19 protein-coding genes and 1 pseudogene are annotated in these 18,476 nt (G+C 61.6%); 16 read left to right on the top strand and 4 right to left on the bottom strand.

Features of this window, described 5'->3' with window-relative positions; genetic code table 11:
* Positions 1-5 precede the first annotated feature (5 nt).
* Positions 6-1,382, top strand: a complete 1,377-nt coding sequence (gene tagF, locus QMO82_RS06875) for a type VI secretion system-associated protein TagF (RefSeq protein ID WP_183609863.1) — start codon at positions 6-8, stop codon at positions 1,380-1,382.
* Positions 1,372-2,304 carry a serine/threonine-protein kinase gene (locus QMO82_RS06880; protein WP_183609862.1) on the top strand — a complete coding sequence of 311 codons (933 nt, stop codon included), beginning with the start codon at positions 1,372-1,374 and terminating at the stop codon, positions 2,302-2,304. Before tagF ends, QMO82_RS06880 begins: the two co-directional genes overlap by 11 nt.
* On the opposite strand, the gene QMO82_RS06885 is transcribed toward QMO82_RS06880, so the two are convergent.
* Positions 2,301-3,440: a polysaccharide biosynthesis/export family protein gene (locus QMO82_RS06885; RefSeq protein WP_183609861.1), complete on the bottom strand. Its 1,140-nt coding sequence runs from the start codon at positions 3,438-3,440 to the stop codon at positions 2,301-2,303. The genes QMO82_RS06880 and QMO82_RS06885 overlap by 4 nt on opposite strands.
* A gap of 277 nt (positions 3,441-3,717) precedes the next feature.
* Here QMO82_RS06885 and QMO82_RS06890 point away from each other — a divergent pair.
* The 4 genes and pseudogenes from QMO82_RS06890 to QMO82_RS06905 all read left to right on the top strand — a co-directional run.
* Positions 3,718-3,893, top strand: a pseudogene (locus QMO82_RS06890) (DUF488 family protein); the annotation flags it as partial.
* Between the two features lie 151 nt (positions 3,894-4,044).
* The gene (locus tag QMO82_RS06895; RefSeq protein WP_183609860.1) at positions 4,045-4,566 is read left to right on the top strand and encodes a DUF4142 domain-containing protein; all 522 of its coding nucleotides are present in this window, start codon (positions 4,045-4,047) and stop codon (positions 4,564-4,566) included.
* Positions 4,567-4,572: 6 nt separating this feature from the next.
* Positions 4,573-4,899, top strand: a complete 327-nt coding sequence (locus QMO82_RS06900) for a cupredoxin family copper-binding protein (protein ID WP_183609859.1) — start codon at positions 4,573-4,575, stop codon at positions 4,897-4,899.
* A 44-nt stretch (positions 4,900-4,943) separates the two neighbouring features.
* Complete coding sequence (locus QMO82_RS06905) at positions 4,944-5,657, top strand: RNA polymerase sigma factor (RefSeq protein ID WP_183609858.1); 714 nt, start codon at positions 4,944-4,946, stop codon at positions 5,655-5,657.
* 55 nt (positions 5,658-5,712) lie between these two features.
* Here the strand turns inward: QMO82_RS06905 and QMO82_RS06910 are convergent, their stop codons facing one another.
* Positions 5,713-5,919 (bottom strand): hypothetical protein, encoded by a 207-nt coding sequence (locus tag QMO82_RS06910; protein ID WP_246718395.1) that lies wholly within the window; start codon positions 5,917-5,919, stop codon positions 5,713-5,715.
* 38 nt (positions 5,920-5,957) lie between these two features.
* Between QMO82_RS06910 and QMO82_RS06915 the strand changes: the two genes are divergently transcribed.
* Entirely contained in the window at positions 5,958-6,146 is a 189-nt protein-coding gene (locus QMO82_RS06915; RefSeq protein WP_183609856.1) for a hypothetical protein, read from the top strand.
* A gap of 44 nt (positions 6,147-6,190) precedes the next feature.
* On the opposite strand, the gene QMO82_RS06920 is transcribed toward QMO82_RS06915, so the two are convergent.
* Positions 6,191-7,231, bottom strand: a complete 1,041-nt coding sequence (locus QMO82_RS06920; RefSeq protein ID WP_183609855.1) for an AraC family transcriptional regulator — start codon at positions 7,229-7,231, stop codon at positions 6,191-6,193.
* A gap of 44 nt (positions 7,232-7,275) precedes the next feature.
* Positions 7,276-7,707: a DoxX family protein gene (locus tag QMO82_RS06925; RefSeq protein ID WP_183609854.1), complete on the bottom strand. Its 432-nt coding sequence runs from the start codon at positions 7,705-7,707 to the stop codon at positions 7,276-7,278.
* Between the two features lie 103 nt (positions 7,708-7,810).
* On the opposite strand from QMO82_RS06925, the gene QMO82_RS06930 reads away from it, so the two are divergent.
* From QMO82_RS06930 to gabT, 9 genes are all read left to right on the top strand, one after another.
* Positions 7,811-8,785 (top strand): LysR family transcriptional regulator, encoded by a 975-nt coding sequence (locus QMO82_RS06930; RefSeq protein ID WP_183609853.1) that lies wholly within the window; start codon positions 7,811-7,813, stop codon positions 8,783-8,785.
* Between the two features lie 249 nt (positions 8,786-9,034).
* Complete coding sequence (locus QMO82_RS06935) at positions 9,035-10,225, top strand: PAS domain-containing protein (protein WP_183609852.1); 1,191 nt, start codon at positions 9,035-9,037, stop codon at positions 10,223-10,225.
* Entirely contained in the window at positions 10,222-11,625 is a 1,404-nt protein-coding gene (locus QMO82_RS06940) for a sigma 54-interacting transcriptional regulator (RefSeq protein ID WP_183609851.1), read from the top strand. Before QMO82_RS06935 ends, QMO82_RS06940 begins: the two co-directional genes overlap by 4 nt.
* Positions 11,626-11,649: 24 nt before the next feature.
* Positions 11,650-12,708 carry a PotD/PotF family extracellular solute-binding protein gene (locus QMO82_RS06945; protein ID WP_210305906.1) on the top strand — a complete coding sequence of 353 codons (1,059 nt, stop codon included), beginning with the start codon at positions 11,650-11,652 and terminating at the stop codon, positions 12,706-12,708.
* Between the two features lie 69 nt (positions 12,709-12,777).
* Positions 12,778-13,890 (top strand): ABC transporter ATP-binding protein, encoded by a 1,113-nt coding sequence (locus tag QMO82_RS06950; protein ID WP_183609850.1) that lies wholly within the window; start codon positions 12,778-12,780, stop codon positions 13,888-13,890.
* Positions 13,887-14,756 (top strand): ABC transporter permease, encoded by an 870-nt coding sequence (locus tag QMO82_RS06955; RefSeq protein WP_183609849.1) that lies wholly within the window; start codon positions 13,887-13,889, stop codon positions 14,754-14,756. The genes QMO82_RS06950 and QMO82_RS06955 overlap by 4 nt, the downstream gene beginning before the upstream one ends.
* Positions 14,757-14,765: 9 nt before the next feature.
* A complete protein-coding gene (locus QMO82_RS06960; protein WP_246718394.1) occupies positions 14,766-15,560 on the top strand; it encodes an ABC transporter permease in 795 nt (264 codons plus the stop codon).
* A 16-nt stretch (positions 15,561-15,576) separates the two neighbouring features.
* Positions 15,577-17,082 carry an aldehyde dehydrogenase gene (locus QMO82_RS06965; protein WP_183609848.1) on the top strand — a complete coding sequence of 502 codons (1,506 nt, stop codon included), beginning with the start codon at positions 15,577-15,579 and terminating at the stop codon, positions 17,080-17,082.
* A 77-nt stretch (positions 17,083-17,159) separates the two neighbouring features.
* Positions 17,160-18,467 carry a 4-aminobutyrate--2-oxoglutarate transaminase gene (gabT, locus tag QMO82_RS06970; RefSeq protein WP_183609847.1) on the top strand — a complete coding sequence of 436 codons (1,308 nt, stop codon included), beginning with the start codon at positions 17,160-17,162 and terminating at the stop codon, positions 18,465-18,467.
* The last annotated feature ends 9 nt before the right edge of the window (positions 18,468-18,476 follow it).

Consider the following 18,476-nt stretch of genomic DNA (forward strand, 5'->3'; position numbering starts at 1 on the left):
CTGATATGAACGAGCGCGCCACCCTCGAGCGAAACCCGACCGAGGCCGACAGGATCGGCTTCTTCGGCAAACTGCCGAGCCATGGCGATTTCGTTTCGATGGGCTTGGGCCGCAACCTGCAATCCGCGCTCGACGCGTGGCTGCAGGCCGGGCTGCAAGCGGCACAGCAGGAACTCGGAGGGGATTGGGAACGCCGCTTCCGTTTCATGCCGGCATGGCGTTTCATCGTCGAACGCGGCCTCTGGGGACCGGCCACCGTCGCCGGCGTTCTGCTGCCGAGCCTCGATCGCGTCGGGCGCAGTTTTCCGCTTGTTATCGCTGCCCAGCTTCACGGCTTTGCCGAGCATCCGCGCCAGCTCTATCTCGACGACGCGTGGTTCACGGCGGCCGAGGCGATCGCCGAAAGCTCTGCCAAGCGGGATTTCGACATCAACCATTTCACCGCAAGCCTGAAGCGGCTGCGGAGCTTGCGGCCGGCCGATCTCGCCGAAAACGAGACGCTGCAGGACAGAGCGTCCAGCCGCGGCACGATCTGGTGGCGGATCGACCCCGAGGAGCGGCGGGCGAAGGGATTCGGCGTCAGCGGCGCCCCTGAACCCGAGCACTTTCCGAAACTGCTGCACGACAACTCCCCCACCGCTTCGGCGGCCCCGCGACCCGAAACGGCCGCGACAACAACGCGCGCAGTTGTCGTCGAACAGCATCAGCCTCTCGTGCTGCGTCACAGCCACGCCACACATGCCGGCACGCGGCTCACCGTCAATGCCGACGCACTGCTCGTTTCGGAGACGCATTCGCTCTTTGCCGTCGCCGATGGCGTGGGTGATGGCAACGCCGCGGCCGAAGTCGGCAAGATCGCCGTTCATGTGCTGGCCGAAACGGCGAAGCAGCAGACGATCGAGGCTCTCGTGCAGGAGGTCAAGGGCAAGCTCGGCCGTGCCCACGGCCTGCTTCAATCGGCCTATCATTCCTCCGATCGCGAACCGTCGGCCGCCAGCATCGTCGTGCTGGCCACGCTTCGGGAGAGCTGCGCCCTGCTCTGGGTCGGGGATGCCCGCTGCTACCTCCTGCGAGAAGGCATGATGCGCTGCCTCACCCGCGACCATGTGGAGATCGGCCTGCGGCGCACGCTCTCGCGCGCCATCGGCCTACGCGGGCATCTCATTCCGGAAGTCCTCTGCGGCGGATTGCAGGCCGGCGATCGGCTCCTGCTCTGCAGCGCGCCGCTGCCGAATGCGATCCCTGAACGCAGCATCGCTGAAATCCTGCTTTCCGCAAAAATCGAAAAGGCGGCCGACATCCTCGTCCAGGAAGGGCTGATCGCCAATTGCCGTGACAATCTCAGCGCCATCGTGATCGACGTGAAGACCGATGAGCCGTGAACCTCCGGAAGCGGATTTCGAGGAGATCGCGCGACGTTTCTCCCATCTCTGGCAGGCATTGAATGCTAGCGCGGACAATCCGTATCCGCCCGGGACCCGGCAGATCCTGGTCGACCGGGTGCGGGATGCGCTCGATCGAGGCGAGGCCCGTCTCAGCGATACCGATCCCGGGATCATCGCCAACAGCTTCGTGCTCGAGGCGCTGGTCCATGACGGCGCGTTCACCCAAATCTATCGTGCCCGCCATCGTGATCTCGGAACGCTTCATGCCATTAAGATGCCGCGGCCCGAGCATGCCGACGATCCCGTGCTGAGGAAGCTCATGCTGCGCGAAGCCGAGATGGGCATAACGCTCCGTCACCCTCATATCGCTGGAACACAAGCGGTTCTGCGCCTTGCCGACGGACGCCCAGCTCTGGTCCTGGAATGGCTCGGGAGACGGCTTGCGGATCGCTTGCAGGAACAACCGTTCTCTCCGGATGAGGTCATCTCGGTCATAATATCGGTGCTGTCCGGGCTGGAGGCCATCCATGCCGCCGGCTCCGTGCATTGCGACCTGTCGCCGCTCAATCTTCTCTTTGCCGATGGCGACCTCTCCCGTTTGAAGATCGCCGATTTCGGCATCGCGATCGAGATCGGGTGCCGGCACGGGCAACTCGATCTCGCCTTTGCCGGCCAACCGGATTTCGTGTCTCCGGAACAAATGGCCGGTGGATCGCTGGACGGCCGATCCGACCTCTATGCCGCAGGACTTCTGCTGTCCCTGCTCCTGCATCATTGCGACGAGGAAGGCGAAGAGCTTCAGGCTTTAGAGGCGTTGGCGATCTGCCTGTCGCAGCGCAATCCTGAAGACAGGCCCCAAAATGCGAAGGCCGCCTTGCATCTGCTCGGCGGCCCCGCGAAACGTCCAGTCGGCGCTTAATTACCGCTCGAGCCGGGGATGGGTGCAGCGGCCGTCGGCACGCTTTTCTGGTAGACGTTGAAGAGCTTGGCGAAGTCCACCAGGCTGGCATTGCTGGCGTAGATAATATCGCCGTCCATCATCTGGAAGCGCTGCATCAGCGCCAGATTGGACACGTCCTTCATATTGACTCGGTAAATCACCGGCTTGCTGCTCACCAAGACCGGCGCGGCAGTCTTGGCATTCACAGCCGCCACCTGCGTATAGACCGGCTGGTTGCGAAGCACATAGAAATTGCTCGCATCGGCCCGGTCGTCGAGCAGGCCGCCCGCCCGGCCGAGCGCCTGGGCCAGCGTCAGCCTACCCGGCTCGAATTCGAACTCGCCGACGCTCTTGAAGGCGCCGAAGGCGGTGAAGGTCGGTGAATCCTTGTCGACATAGATCTGGTCGTCCGGCAGCAGATAGACATTCTGCTTGCTGTCGTCGATGACGCGCTGCAGCGGCACGGTGGCGCGCTGCTTGCCGCGCATCAGCGTCACGGTCGCCGAGCCCGGCGCAGACGATGCGCCGCCGGCCAGTGCGACCGCATCCAGCACGCGCTCCTTGCGGGCGGTCAGCGGGAAGCGGCCGGCGGACCGCACGTCGCCATTGACGGTGAAGCCGCTGGAAGGCCTGTCGACCACGGTGACGACAGCCTGCGGATTGACGGCCGACCCCTTCAGGCCGGTGACGATGCGCGTTTGCAGAGCCTCGGTCGAGGAATCCACCACCCGCTGCTTGCCGATGAAGGGAAGCGTCACATTGCCGGTGGAATCGACGGTGAAGCGGCCGAGATTGAGGGTCTTGCTCTGGGTCGACGAGAAAAGCCCATCCTCGCCGGGATCGAGAATCGTCACGTCGATGACGTCGCCACGCCGCAGCCTGGTATCGGCAAATCCGCTCGAGCGCATGCTGCTGAGCCCTGTATCAGTGGCCGCATAGGCGAGCGGGGCTGAAGAAACCGGACCCATCGGCGCTTCCGACAACCGGACAACAGGAATTCGCTCGTTCGTTTGCGGTGAGGTGGCATTATAGAAACCACCGGCAGTTGGGCCATCGGATGGCCGGGCACATGCGCTAAGAACTGCGACAAGGACCAACGGCGCCAGCTTTCGCATCAGGTATCCTTTTGGCAATGTTGAGAGAATCGAAAATTATCAGCGGTAGGTGGCCGAGCAATACCAGTTGTACGCGAAAAATCAATTATGACAGCTCAGAGGCAGCCCGCTGTGACTAATTGGCAACCATCTGGCTTTGAGCTGGAACCAAATCCTTCGTCAACCTATTCGGTCGAAACGGTTTTGAACCTATTCAGGCAAGCAAATGACCTTGCACATCAAACGAATCTACGAGCCTAGCGTAGACAAAGACGGCACGCGCATTCTGGTCGACAGGCTCTGGCCGCGCGGGCTGAACAAGCAGGATGCGGCCGTCGACACATCTGGCTGAAGAATATCGCGCCGGGCCCGGTGCTGCGCCGATGGTTCGGCCACGATCCGGCCAAGTGGACCGAGTTTCAGCGCCGTTACCGACAGGAACTCGTGCTTCAGCGCTTCCTCGGCAGAGACTGAAGCCTCGGCGGCCAATGCCGATGATACGCCGCTTGCACGGCGTAAAATTTTCCGGGAACCTTTTCGACCGGTCTGCATCCAATGCTCGCTTCCAGAGGCGCACCACCGTTGCTGGGAGACGTTCCGTCATATGACATTAGGGAGACAGATCATGTTGAAACCAATTCTCGGCACAGCCCTCCTGGCGGCCTCGCTCGGCACGGCTTCGATGGCCGCCGATGCCAAGCCGACCGACCCGCAGATCGCCCATATCGCCTATACGGCGGGGCACATCGATGTCACCGCCGCAGAGCAGGCGTTGAAAAAGAGCAAGAATGCCGAAGTCATCGCATTCGCCAAGACCATGGAACGCGACCACAAGGCCGTCAACGAACAGGCGCTCGCCCTCGTGAAGAAGCTGAAGGTGACGCCTGAGGACAATGCGATCAGCCAGTCCTTATCGACACAGGCAAGCAACGAACTGACGACACTCGGTGCTCTCGACGGCGCGGCCTTCGACAAGGCCTATGTCGAAAACGAGGTCGCCTATCACAAGTCGGTCAACTCAGCGCTTGCCGAGGTGCTGATCCCCTCGGCTCAGAACAAGGAACTGAAGTCGCTGCTGGAAACGGGGCTGACCCTGTTCAAGCAGCATCAGATGCATGCCGAGCATCTTGCCTCGATAATCAAGTAGTCTGCGATGGGTCTGCTCAAGATATCGCTGCGGCTTCCGTCGCTGTTGGCGCTGCTTTGGGCAGGCGCCGGCATTGCATCGGCGGGGGAATATCAGCTCACCATCGCGGGCATGAAATTCGCCGCGCCGCCGGCCGAGCTGCATGTCGGCGATGTGATCGTCTGGCGAAATGATGATATATTCCGGCATACGGCAACGGCTCGCGACAAAAGCTTCGATATCGACCTGCCGCCGAAATCGGAAGGCCGCATGACGATCAGCCGGGCAGGAGCGGTCGATTTTTATTGCCGCTTTCATCCCACCATGACGGGTAAACTGGACGTCCGGCCGTAGGGCCGGGCTCCACCAAAAGACGAGGCAGGCAGGCGGAGATTTTCATGACAGCCATTCCGGTTCCGGTCGCACGACACCGGCCACCTTTATCGACGCTCGCCGACGCCGAGCGTGTGCCCCTCGCAAGAAAGGGCGACGAGCCCGCCATCCGTGCCATCGTCCAACGTCACAATCAGCGCCTGTTCCGCACGGCACGCGCCGTGATCCGCAACGATTGGGAAGCGGAGGATGTCGTGCAGGCCGCTTATGTCAAAGCCTTCACCAATCTGGCGACCTTCCGCGGCGAGGCCGAGCTTTCGACATGGCTAACCCGGATAACGCTCAACGAGGCGCTGAGCCGCGTGCGCAGTCGCAAGAACACCACCGGGCTTGAGGAAATCGACATGCAGACGACATCGCGGGGCGGCGAAATACTTCACTTTCCGTCCTCGCTTTCGGCAGCCGACCCGGAAACCGAGCTGTCGCGGAGCCAGGCGCGCCATCTCCTCGAACATGCGGTCGACGAACTCCCGGACGAGTTTCGCGCCGTCTTCGTGCTGCGCGATGTCGAGGGCATGAGCACCGACGAGGCCGCATCCTATCTCGGCATCAAACCCGAGACAGCCAAGACCCGACTGCACCGGGCGCGCAGAATGCTGCGCCAGTCGATCGAAAAACAGCTTTCCGGCGCATTCTCGGCGCTGTTTCCGTTCGACGGTGCCCGTTGCGCCTTCATGGCCGATCGCGTCGTCGCAGCCCTTCGCCACGAGACGCCCTGATGTCTTGCAATTCACACGCCGAACTCGCTCGACGCCTCAACGGGAGGGGCGACGGTTACCCTGCGATTCCTGGCGGCGCGAAACTGGTTTTCAGCGCACCGTTCAATCTGTCGAGCTCGTCCAGGACCTTTTGGATCCGCGCGCGCGCCTGGAGCATTTGATCCACCTGCGAATCGCCGGACGGTGTGCCTGCGGCCTCGTGATCGTGATCGTGAAGAGGGGTGTCGGAGACCAGCGTTGGAAACGGGATAATTTCAGCCATTTGCATTCTTATTTCGTTGTGGAGAACAGGAAACTCTCATGTCTCCAGGTCCGATGGCTCAATGGGCTGCGGTGGTTTCATCGCCGATCAACCAGAACAACTTCGCTTTTCATTTCAATGTGTTGCGTCTTATTCGTATAACACTAAACGCCGCATTAGCCTTAACAAATCCCTATTTTCACCCGAGCGGCAGCTCAGTTTGCACCTTTGCCGCGCCAAATGGATAGAGATGCGAAATTCGGACAGCTATCAATTCCGAGCAAAGACGGGTTCATTCGGCAAGCGCCATTCGTTGCGAGCGGCTTATCTCGATCTTCCCGGCACCGACGGGATTTTCGCCGATCCGGGAAAGGGTTTGGGATGGCAGTTCGCCGAAGCGCTTTCGATATTGACCCGAGAAACGGCCGACATGGGTGAAGCCCCATTTCTGCGCAATGGTTCTCACCGATTGATCGGGATGGGCGGATGAAAGCTCCTGGCGAACGACATCGAGACGGAGATGCTCCAGATAGGCCATGGGCGTCGTCATGCGAAATTTTCGAAAGCCATCCTGCAGGGTACGGGGACTGACGCCGCACGCGTCGGCGATTTCCTTGAGGGTCATCACCTGGGAAATATTGCCGTGCATGTAGTGGATCGCGCGCTTGACGTGCCATGGAACCGGAGATTTCCTGTCACGGGAGAACTCCTGCGAATAGTTATGCGGTATGGCATCGATGAGAAGCTCGAGCATAGCTCCGAGGAGATGGCCAAGCGCCCTCGGCGATTTACGGAGGGTTTCACCCATCAGGCCGTGATGCATGGTCATTGCGAGCAACGCCACGTCCATTCCGGATCCTTGCGACAGATCGATCTCGTTTGCGAAGCGAAGGCGTCCCCGCAATGAAGCATTCAACCGGGCTTCGATCCGCCGGGCGAATTCGAGGTGGGGCACTCTAAGGCAAAGATGCGTTCTGGGGCCGGCAATACGCAGTTGACCGTTCGACTGACCGTCGAAGAGGATACCCTGGTTTTGGATGGACGGCAGCTTGCGGTCGGCGACCGTGACCGTTGCGCTTTCCGCCAGCGGAATGAGAACCGTGATCGTCTCGGCCGATGCGGGAAAATGGATCGAGAAATCGCCGTCATAGACGCTTGCGATGATCGAGATCCCGCGCGCGCGAACCATGTTGATCTGATACTGCGCCTTCCGACTGCCTTCCGGTCTTACGTCTATTCTGCTGTGCAAGCGGGAAAGCGAAGTTGAAAGCTCCTGCAGATCCGTCCCGGCGAAGGACAGGTGATCGAAGGCGTTCCAACTTGCTTGCGGCATTCCAGGCTTATCCTCACCAATCCTATGTATCGGGTTTGAAGCCCTTATCCGCGCGGCGCGATCGGTGCCCTCTTGCCGCGGCCCCAGAGAATGAACGCCGAAAGGGCGAGCAGGATGACGTTGAGCGGCAGCGCAGGCGTTTCGCCGCGGGAGACATGAAAGATCATGGCGGCGATCTGCAGCAGCACGCAGCCGAGCGCAGCGAGCACGCTCAGGCGCGGCTGGATCCGGGTCAGGGCCGGCAAGAGGACGCCCACCCCGCCCGCAAAATCGATGACGCCCATCAGGCGCAGAAACCATACGGGAACCTCGCCCGGCCAGACCCACATCGCCGCCAGTTGATCGACCGGCATGAAGAATTTCATGCAGCCGAACAGGGTAAAGGACGCGAAGATGAGCGCCTGCGCGACCCATAATGCGATCTGGAGCCCTTTTCCCGCGGGCGCGGCAGGCGAGGCGGTCGCGGCGCTGGACATTCGAACCTCATGAACACAATGGCGAGCCGAAAAGATACGGCTGGAAGCTCATCGTGAAAACCGTTATATTTTCGAAAAAATTTATCGATTGGATCGATGAGATATGCAGCCCCAGCCGACCTTGGATCAGCTCCAGGTCTTCCTCACCGTGGTCGAGAAAGGCAGCTTTTCAGCCGCCTCCCGTGCCCTCAACCGAACCCAGTCGGTCGTCAGCTATACGATCGCCAATCTCGAGGCGCAGCTCAGGGTGGCGCTTTTCAGCCGCTCAGGCACCAAGCGGCCGCAGCTGACCGAGGCCGGCAGATCCGTTCTCGAGGACGCCCGCCGGCTGCTCGGCGATCTCGATCTGATGCGGGCGCGCGTGCAAGCTCTGAGCGACGGCCTGGAGGCGGAGCTTAATGTCGCGCTGAGTTCCGTCGTGCCGTCGGAGATCGTCGTCGACGTGCTGCGCGCCTTCCGCAGCCACTATCCCACGGTGTCGCTGAATGTAACGGCCGGCACACCCGGGATGGTCATGGATGCGGTCATCAACAGGAGGGCAGTCGTCGGCTTCGGCGGCACTATGTCGGTCAAAAGCGATCAGATCGTTTTCGAAAAGATCGGCCAGCAGGCGATGGTTCCCGTCGCGGCACCGGATCATCCGCTTTCGATGCTGCGGCGGCCGATGACGCTTGCCGACGTACGGGACGAAACCCAGCTCGTGGTCTTCGACGCCCCGGGGTTGGCGAAGGGCCGGGACTTCAATGTATTCTCCCTCAAGACCTGGCGGGTCAGCGACAATGCGACGAAACATCTGTTCATCCGCGGCGGACTGGGCTGGGGCGGACTGCCGGCATCTGTAGCCAAGGACGATGTCGCCGACGGCCGTCTCATCCGCCTCGACTTTCCTGCCTTCGATCAGCGCGAATTCCCGGTTCACGCGGTCCGCAATATTGCAAACCCGCCGGGGCCTGCGACGAGATGGCTGATCGCAGCGTTCCAGGCGAGGCTTTCCGGCGAGGACGAAAGCCGAGAGCTGGAGAACAAGGTTTCGAAACCGGCCTTACAGAAACGGGCAGTTGACGGCGCCTCCGGATAAACCATGGGCGGTGCCGGGCCAACGGGAGTTGCTGCGCACGGTTCCGTGCTGACGATGAAATTGCATCCTCTGCCGTTACAAGCAAAGCAGTTACGGCAAAACCGCAGCAAATCGCTGCATATCTGCACATCTCTTCCCCCAAAATGCTAGAATTTTCCCGGCTGGCTTCGTAGCCCGTTGCAATTACCCCCGCCTCTGGCTGGATTGCTGCGTTTTCGCGGTCAGTCCAGGCGCATTTGGAGTGACCGCATGATTGAGACCCGCGACGTGAACGAACGAATGAACACCGCCCTTGATATGGACAGCCTCCTCATCGACTGGATCGACGTTGAAGGCCGCATCTCCCGCATCAGCGATCGGGAAGCCAGGGAATTGGCCATCGATCCGCGGACGGTGATCGGCATGCCGCTCGAAAGCGTCTATAGTGGCGTGTCCGCCTCACTGATCCGTGCCGTCGCTCGCGGCGAACGGACTGCCGATCGAAGCTTCCCGGTATGGATGAACTCCGGTCCCTATGGTGAGATGGCCATGGTGGCGAGTGCGTTCGCAGACGGGCCGAATGGCCTTGCAATCCTCAAGCAGCCGCTGACGCCGCCGACCCTTGGCATCGGCGCGGAACTGGTCGAGCGGGTGGAAATCCTGTCGCAAATGATCGGCGCTGCCACCGATGCTTGCTGGTGCATCGAGTTTCTCGAGCCGGTCGATACGTCGCTCGCCGAAGAGGAAATCGTCGAGCAGATCTTCCGCAACCGAAGCCGGTGGCGCGCCTGCAACGAGGCCATGTCGCGCCTCTACCGGGTACCCGATGACCAGGACTTCAACACGCAGCCGGTTTCCCGTTATTTCCCGGCGACCGAAATCAATCGGCGAATGGTGCGCGATCTCGTCCGCTCCAACTATCGCCTCGACCGTGCACAGGCCGTGGACAGGCGCCACGACAACAGCGAGATGCTCGTCGAGAACGACTTCCGCGCCGCCGTCAAGGACGGGCTCCTGATCCGGCTCTGGGGCACGACGCGCGACATCGGAATACACAGAAAGCGCGAGCAGCAGCTTTACGATCGCGCAGAGACGATGCTCGACATCCTGAGCGCCACGCCCGATCCGATCCTCGTCATATCGGACGACGGGTTGCTGCAGGCGGCAAATCCCGCCGCCGAAACCGCCTGGGGCCGCCCGGTCGACCAGATGCTGGGGCGACCGCTCCAGCATTTTGTCGAGACCCGCAACGTCCTGGAAAAACTGCTGCAGGCAGCGCTCGAAGAGGAGGAGGCCGGGGACAGCGAATGCGACCTCGTCATCATCTCGGCGAGCGACAGCAGGGACAGCTGGCGCTTCAGGGCGGCGCGCATCGAGGGAGAGATGCGCCGCTACGTGCTGACGGCGCGGAAAAAACCGAGAAGAAAGTCGCGCCTCACTGCACAGGAGGCGCTGTCATGAAGTTCTATGCCAACGACATCAACATATCGGCACCGCGCGGGCTGCGTCCGGGCTTTATCGACGATCCGCAGTTTCGCAGCCTTCTTGAAGCCCTGCCCGACGGCGTTGCCTTCCTGGAAACCGACGGCACGATCAAGATCGTCAACGGCAAGCTGGAGCTCATCCTCAACCTCGCGCGCGCCGACCTCGTCGGAACGGAGCTCGCCAAACATGCGAAAACCGCCGGCCCCGTCATTCAAAAATTGGCGGCCGCCCTTCATCAACTCAAACGGACCGAGGTCTCGGGCCCGCTCAATTCTCAGCGGAACGTGTTCGCGTCGCTGAGCATCTTGCGCAACCAGGAGGGAGGCGCCTACGGAGCGCTGATCACCATGCGCGACTCGGGCCGGCAGCACAGGGCGAGCGAAGGCCTGGAGCGGTTCCGTTTCGAGACGGAGGCCGGTGAACCTGGCCGGACGGCTTACCACATGACGCCGCAGCTCGAGAACCTAGCGCGCAAAGCCGGGGTGGCGTTGGAACGCGGCAGCGCAATCCTGCTGACCGGCGAAACCGGAACGGGCAAAACTGAGTTCGCTAACCGCATCGGAAGCGCGGGCGAAGCCGGCGCCCTGCCCTTCGTGCACGTCAACTGCGGCATGCTGTCCGACGAACAGTTCGATGCGGAGATGTTTGGCATCGAGCCCGGGGCGCCGCTCGACAAATCCACCCGCGGCAAGCTCGGTTTCATCGAAGCCGCCGACGGTGGCATTCTGTTTCTCGACCAGATCACCGATCTGTCCGTCACTTCCCAGATGAAGCTCGTGTCCTTTCTCGAGACCCAGACGTTCAGCCGGTTGGGATCGATGCAGCGGCGGCGCGCCCGCCTGCGCCTCATCTCCTCCACAAACCTCGACCTGCAGAACAGCATCGCCAGCGGATCCTTCCGACAGGACCTCTTCTATCGTATCGCCGTCGTCACGATCCCTCTGCCGCCATTGCGGCAGCAGCCCGATCTCGTGAAAACAGTCGCCGACCAGATGCTTCACCGCATCAATCTCGGGCGAAAGCCTCAATTGCGCCTGTCGCGGGAGTTTGCCGATCTCCTTTTGAAGCATGCCTATCCGGGAAACCTGCGGGAACTGTCGAATATCCTCGAGCATGCCGCGGCCTCAGCCGAGGAGATTGCGCTTGCCGAGCATTTCATGGCGCCGATACCCGCCTCCGCGCGCGCCGAGCCCGAGCGTTCGGAAGGGCCTGAGGCCACCGCACCCGCGCGCGCCGGTTTGAAAGATCTGGTTCAGGAGTTCGAGACCTGGATCCTGGAAAAATCCATCGCAGAGAATGGAAGCAAAAGAGGCGCCGCCAAGGCGCTCGGAATCGACATCGCCACGCTCGTCCGCAAGACGAAACGCAAACAATGAAACGCGATACAGGGGAACCACAACATGAATCTCATCAGAAAATTCGCGATCGGCGCATTGGCGGCGATCTCGGCATTGCCGAACATCGCCTCGGCGAGTGCTGCTGAACTCAACCTGCTGACCTGGGAAGGCTATGCCGCGGATGGCTTCGTTTCGAAATTCGAGGCGGCATCCGGCTGCAAGGTTACGGCCTCCTATGTCGGCTCCAACGACGACTTTGCTGCCAAGCTCGCCGCCGGCGGTGGTGTCTACGACATCATCACGCCATCGCTCGATACCGTTCCGATGTTGCATCAGGCGGGTTTCGTCGACCCGATCGACACCGCCAAGGTCGATGGCTACGACGGCATCTATCCGGAATTTTCCAAGTCACGCGCAGTCGTGGCCGACGGCGAGACCTGGGCGGTGCCGCTGATCTGGGGCTCGGTCTCGCTCATCTACCGACCGGACAAACTGCCCTCCACACCTGACTCCATCGGCGTCCTATTCGATCCCGCCAACAAAGGAAAGATCTCGCTGTGGGACGACAAATCGGCGATTTACTGGACGGCGCGTTATCTCGGCTATGACAACGTCTTCGATCTCTCGGACGAGCAGTTGGAGGCGGTGAAGGCAAAGCTGATCGAGCAGAAGCCGCTCATCCGGAAATACTGGGCGTCCGCCGGGGAACTGACCGAGCTGATGGCGAACGAGGAAGTCTATGTCTCCAATGCCTGGACCGGCCTGTCGAGCAAGGACGTCAATGCTTTGAACAAAGGCTTCAAGGTCGTCGAATTCACGCCGAAGGAAAAGGCCGAAGGCTGGATGGATTCGATGATGATCGCCAAGGGTTCACCCAACACCGAATGCGCCTACAAATTCATCTCGTTCATGCAATCGGCCGAGGGACAATGCGGCATTGCCGGATCGACCGGCTACTTCCCGGTCAACCCGAAGGCCGTGGAAAGCTGCATGAATGCGGACATGAAGAAGGAACGTCAGGTCAACAACGTCGAGTTCGTCAAGAGCCTGGTGATGTGGGAGCAGCCCAAGCGTCTGGACAAGTATCTCGAGGTCTGGAACGCGGTAAAGGCGGCGCCCTGAACCACCTGTAGTCCGGAGGATGCTGCACGCATCCTCCCCTTCCTCTTTGATCTTACTTTTGGAGAACGCATGAGCTCGCGTGCTATCGTGACGCTGAACGGCGTGACAAAATCCTATGGCCATTTCACGGCCCTGCATGAGACCAACCTCGACGTGAGCGAAGGCGAATTCGTCACGCTGCTCGGACCGTCCGGATGCGGAAAAACCACCACGCTGAGACTGATCGGCGGCTTTGAATATGCGACGTCGGGCGCCGTGTCGATTGCCGGGCAGGATGTCACCAGCGCTCCACCCTACCGGCGGCCCGTCAACACCGTCTTCCAGGACTATGCGCTCTTTCCTCACATGACGGTTGCGCAGAACATCGCTTATGGCCTGTTCGTCAGGGGGAGCTCCGTCCCGCCGCAGGAGCGCAAGCAACGCGTCGACGAGGCGCTTGCGATGGTCGGTCTGGAAACGATGGGCCACCGGGTGCCGGCGGCCCTTTCCGGCGGCCAGCGCCAACGTGTCGCGGTCGCCCGCGCGATCGTCCGCCGGCCGCGTGTCCTGCTGCTCGACGAGCCGCTGTCGGCGCTCGACGTCAAGCTCCGGGAAGACATGCAGGTCGAACTCAAACGGCTTCATCGCCAGCTCGGCATCACCTTCCTGATGGTGACCCACGATCAGACGGAAGCGCTGGCGCTGTCCGACCGTATCGTCGTGATGAAACAGGGCAGGATCGTCCAGATCGGCGCGCCCACCGACCTCTACGACAATCCGTCCACCCCCTATGTCGCCGACTTCGTCGGCGCCTCGAACCTGGTATCGGCACGATACGAGGGCCGGGACGGAACATTCGATCTCCTTCGGCTCGACGATGGAACGCTCCTGAGGCGGGGCGTCAAACATCGCGATGCGTCGGCGGCCCCGCACGTCGGCACCGTCACGGCCGGCATCCGGCCCGAAAGAATAAGGCTCGACGGCTTTGACGGCGCCAACACCCTGGAGGCCCGGATCGTCGAGACGTTGTTCCATGGAGACCGGGTGCGTCTGGAACTGACTTTGGCGCGCAACGCCGGGCGGATCTTCGTCGATATCCCGCGCACGGCCGGGACGTCACGTCAGCTCGCGCCCGGAGAGACGATCGGCCTACACGTCGATCCCGCCGACGTGATGCTGTTTGCTCCGGAGCCGGGCGCATGATCGTCACTCGTCGCAATCTGGCAGCCTTCGCAGCCCTTTTTTCCATTCCGCTCGGCTGGGCGCTGATCTTCCTGATCATACCCTACGCGGTGATGATCGCCGTCGGCTTCTGGACCCGCCAGTTCCCGCTCTTCGTTCCGGATTTCCAGTGGGGCAACTTCGCCCAGCTGTTCAACGATCCTCAATATACAACGGTCATCCTGCGCACTCTCAAGATTGCCCTGCTGGTGACGCTTGGAGCGACCCTGCTCGGTTATCCCCTGGCCTATTTCCTGGCCTTCACGGTCAAAAGCCAAAAGTGGCGGAACCTTCTCTACATGTCGGTCATCGTCCCGCTCTGGGTGTCGTATCTTTTGCGCGCCTACACCTGGAAGATCATCCTCGGAACGAACGGCGCGCTCAACTCCCTGCTCCTGTCGCTCGGTCTCGTCGACCAGCCGCTGTCGCTGTTCCTCTACAACCAGGCTACGATGGTGATCACGCTCGTCTACATCTTCATCCCGTTTATGGTCATGCCCCTGTTCACGGTGCTCGACAATGTTCCGAAGGCATTCGTCGAAGCGTCGGAAGACCTCGGCGTCGGCCCCTTCATGACCTTCTGGAGAGTGATCTTTCCCTTGTCGCTCGGCGGGCTGATTGCCGGGGCGACGATGACCTTCTGCCTGTCTTTCGGAGATTTCGTCGCCCCGGTGCTCGTAGGCGGGCCCGACGGCACCATGGTTGCCAATCTCCTGCAAAGCCAGTTCGGCGCGGCGCTCAACTGGCCGCTCGGCTCGGCGCTCGCAACCCTCGTGCTGATCCTGGTGCTCGTCGTTCTCACCGTCTCCAGCCGGTTCGACCGCACCGGTCACATCGACATGAATTAGGAGGATGCGATGATGGCTTCTCTTCAATGGTGGCAGCGCGGCCTGGTGGGCTTGAGCCTGCTGGTGCTGGTCTTTCTCTATGTACCGATCGTCATCCTCGTGATGTTCTCGTTCAATGACAGCGCCGTGACCTCCTTTCCGCTCTCGGGCTTCACCCTGCGCTGGTACCAGCAGTTCCTGGCAAACGGCCAGATGCTGACGGCGCTCGCCAACAGCCTGATCGTCGCGACCTTTGCCACGCTCGTCAGCGTCACGGTCGGCGTGACGGCCGCGCTGGCGCTCGATCGTTACAGCTTTCCGGGCAAAAGGCTCTTCAGCAACGCCATCCTGCTGCCGCTCAGCCTGCCGGGGATCGTGACCGGGATCGCGATGCTGAATTTCTACAAGCAGATCGGCATCCCACAAAGCCTGACCGCTGTGGTCATCGGCCACGCGACGGCGCTGCTCGGCGTCGTCGTCTCGCAGGTGATGGCGCGCCTCGCCAAGCTCAACCGGCGCCTTCTCGAAGCCTCGGCGGATCTCGGAGCGACGCCGTTCGAAACCTTCTATCGGGTCGTTCTCCCCAATATCCGGGCCTCGATCCTCGGCTCCGCGCTGCTCTGCTTCACACTGTCTTTCGACGAAATCCCCGTCACCTACTTCCTCACCGGTCGCGAGGTGACGCTTCCGATCTACATCTACTCGACCCTGAGGCGGGGCATCACGCCCGAGATCAATGCCGTCGGCAGTGTGATCGTCGCCGTTTCATTCGTTCTCGTCGTCCTTTCCGTGACGATGCTCAGGAACCAGCCCAAATCACGATAACCAAGGAGGATCTTTCATGGACGCATCGACCTACACACGGGATTTCTGGCACACCAAAGCCAGGTCTCTCAAATTCCGGACGCAGCATTTTATCGACGGAACATATGCTCCCTCGGCCGACGGACGCACTTTCAAGTCCATCAATCCGGCCACCGGCGAAGTCCTGGCAGAAGTTGCCCGCGGCGGCCAGGCGGAGATCGACCGGGCGGTCGCCGTCGCCCGCAGGGCCTTCAAATCCGGCTCCTGGTCGCGCATGGACCCGCGCGAGCGGATGGCGGTGCTGGAGCGTTTCTCGGCTCTCGTACAGGAGAACGCGGAAGAATTCGCCCTGCTCGACAGCCTCGACATGGGCAAGCCGGTCATGGACATGATCAACATCGACATCCCCGGCTCGGTGACGTCGCTGAAGTTCTTCTCCGAGACCATCGACAAGATCGAAGGCGCCGTCACCAACACGTCGGCCAGCGCCCTCCACTACATCCTCCGCCAGCCGCTCGGCGTCGTCGGCCTCATCGTGCCGTGGAACTACCCGCTGATGATGGCCGCCTGGAAGCTCGGCCCTGCCCTTGCGACAGGAAACTCCGTCGTTCTCAAGCCGGCGGAGCAGTCGCCGCTCTCGGCAAACCTGCTCGCCGAACTGTTCATCGAGGCCGGCGGCCCGGCCGGCGTCCTCAATGTCGTCCATGGCCTCGGCGAAGAGGCAGGAAGGGCGCTCGGCCTGCACAACGATATCGACAAGATCGGCTTTACCGGCTCGACCGAGGTCGGCAAGCTCTTGATGGTCTATGCCGGACAGTCGAACATGAAGCGGGTCTCCACGGAATGCGGCGGCAAGACGCCGCAGATCGTGCTCGGCGACTATGACGATCTCGACACCGCGGTCACCTATGCCGTCAACGGCATCTATGGAAACCAGGGAGAGGTCTGCAACGCCGGTTCGCGCATTCTGGTCGACAAGAGCATTCACGACGATTTCGTCGAACGTTTCTCCGCTCGCACGAAGGAGAGTTTCGTGCTCGGCGATCCGCTGGATCCGTCGACGACGATCGGGCCGCTGGTGACCTCGTCGCATCAGCAGCGTGTGCTCAGCTATATCGACATCGGCCGCAGCGAAGGCGCGGCCCTGAAATTCGGCGGCGGCACACTTGCCTCCTCGCCGGCCGGCGCCTTCATCGAACCGACGCTGTTTACCGGCGTCGACAATTCGATGCGGATCGCCCGCGAGGAAATATTCGGGCCGGTGGCGGCCATCATCCCCGTCGATGGCATCGACGACGCGATCGAGATCGCCAATGACACGATCTACGGCCTCGCCGCCTCGATCTGGACCCGCGATATCGGAAAGGCGCATCGCTTCGCCCGCGACGTGGAAGCCGGCGTGGTCTGGGTCAACTGCTTCGATCATGGCGACATGACCTCGATCTGGGGCGGCTACAAGCAGACGGGCAACGGCCGCGACAAGTGCCTGGAGGCGCTGACCCAATACAGCCAGACGAAGTCGGTCTGGGTGCACCTCGGCTGACCAAACGCATTGCGCCTGGGCAGCGGTTCTGCCCAGGCGCCACCCCATGCCTTCGATCAACAATTCCGGATTTTACAATGACCGCCTCAGCAGACCTGCATTCCCGTCAGAAGGCCGCCGTCGCCGGCGGTGTTGGAACACGGGCCATATTCGCGCAAAGGGCTCAGAATGCCGAACTCTGGGATGTGGACGGTAAACGATTCATCGATTTCGCCGCCGGGATCGCCGTCAACAATACCGGCCATCGCCATCCCAGAGTCATGCAGGCCGTCGCCGATCAAGCGGAGCAATTCACCCATACCTGCTTTCACGTCGCCCCTTATGAGGGATATGTCAGACTTGCGGAACGGCTGAACGCGATCGCCCCGACAGGGCAGGAAAACCGCACCATGCTGGTGACGACAGGTGCCGAAGCGGTGGAAAACGCCGTCAAGATCGCCCGCGCCTATACGAAGCGCCCGGGCATCGTCGCATTTTCCGGCGCCTTCCACGGCCGCACCATGCTCGGCATGGCACTGACCGGCAAGGTCATGCCCTACAAGAAGAATTTCGGGCCTTTCCCGGCCGACGTCTACCATGCGCCGTTCCCGAATCCGTTCCTCGGCATTTCCACCGAGGAGGCGATATCGGGGCTCGAGCGGTTGTTCGCAGCCGACATCGATCCCGAACGCATCGCTGCCTTCATCGTCGAGCCGGTTCAGGGAGAAGGCGGCTTCAACGTCGCGCCGAAGGAATTCCTCGTGCGCTTGCGCGAGATGGCGGACAGATATGGCATCGTGCTGATTGCCGACGAAGTGCAGGCCGGCATGGCCCGGACGGGCAGGATGTTCGGTTTCGAGCATGCCGGCGTCGAGCCGGATCTCGTGACCATGGCGAAGGGACTCGCCGGCGGATTTCCGCTGTCGGCCGTCACCGGCAGAGCCGAGATCATGAACGCCGCCCATCCCGGAGGGCTCGGCGGCACCTATGCCGGAAATCCACTGAGCGTCGCGGCCGCCAACGCGGTGCTCGATGTCATCGACGAGGAGAAGCTCTGTGAACGCGCGGCCGAAATCGGACGGCGCATCACCGACCGCTTGACGTCGCTTGCATCCCGGCAGGGCATGGAACGGATCGGCGACGTGCGCGGGCTTGGGGCGATGATCGCCTTCGAGCTTGTCGAGGACCGGCAGACGAAGACGGCCGCGCCTGCGATGACGAACCGCATCGTCGCGGAAGCCGAGGCGCGGGGTCTCATCCTTCTCTCCTGCGGAACCCGCCTGAACGTAATCCGTCTCTTGCCGCCGCTGACGATCGAATGGGATGTCCTCTCGGAAGGCTTGAACATCTTGGAGGCCGCAATCGAGGCGGCATTTTCCGTGCCCTCCGACTCCGCGGCAGCATAGGCTCCAAAG

The sequence above is a fragment of the Rhizobium sp. BT04 genome (assembly GCF_030053135.1).
Taxonomy (GTDB): Bacteria; Pseudomonadota; Alphaproteobacteria; order Rhizobiales; family Rhizobiaceae; genus Rhizobium; species Rhizobium binxianense.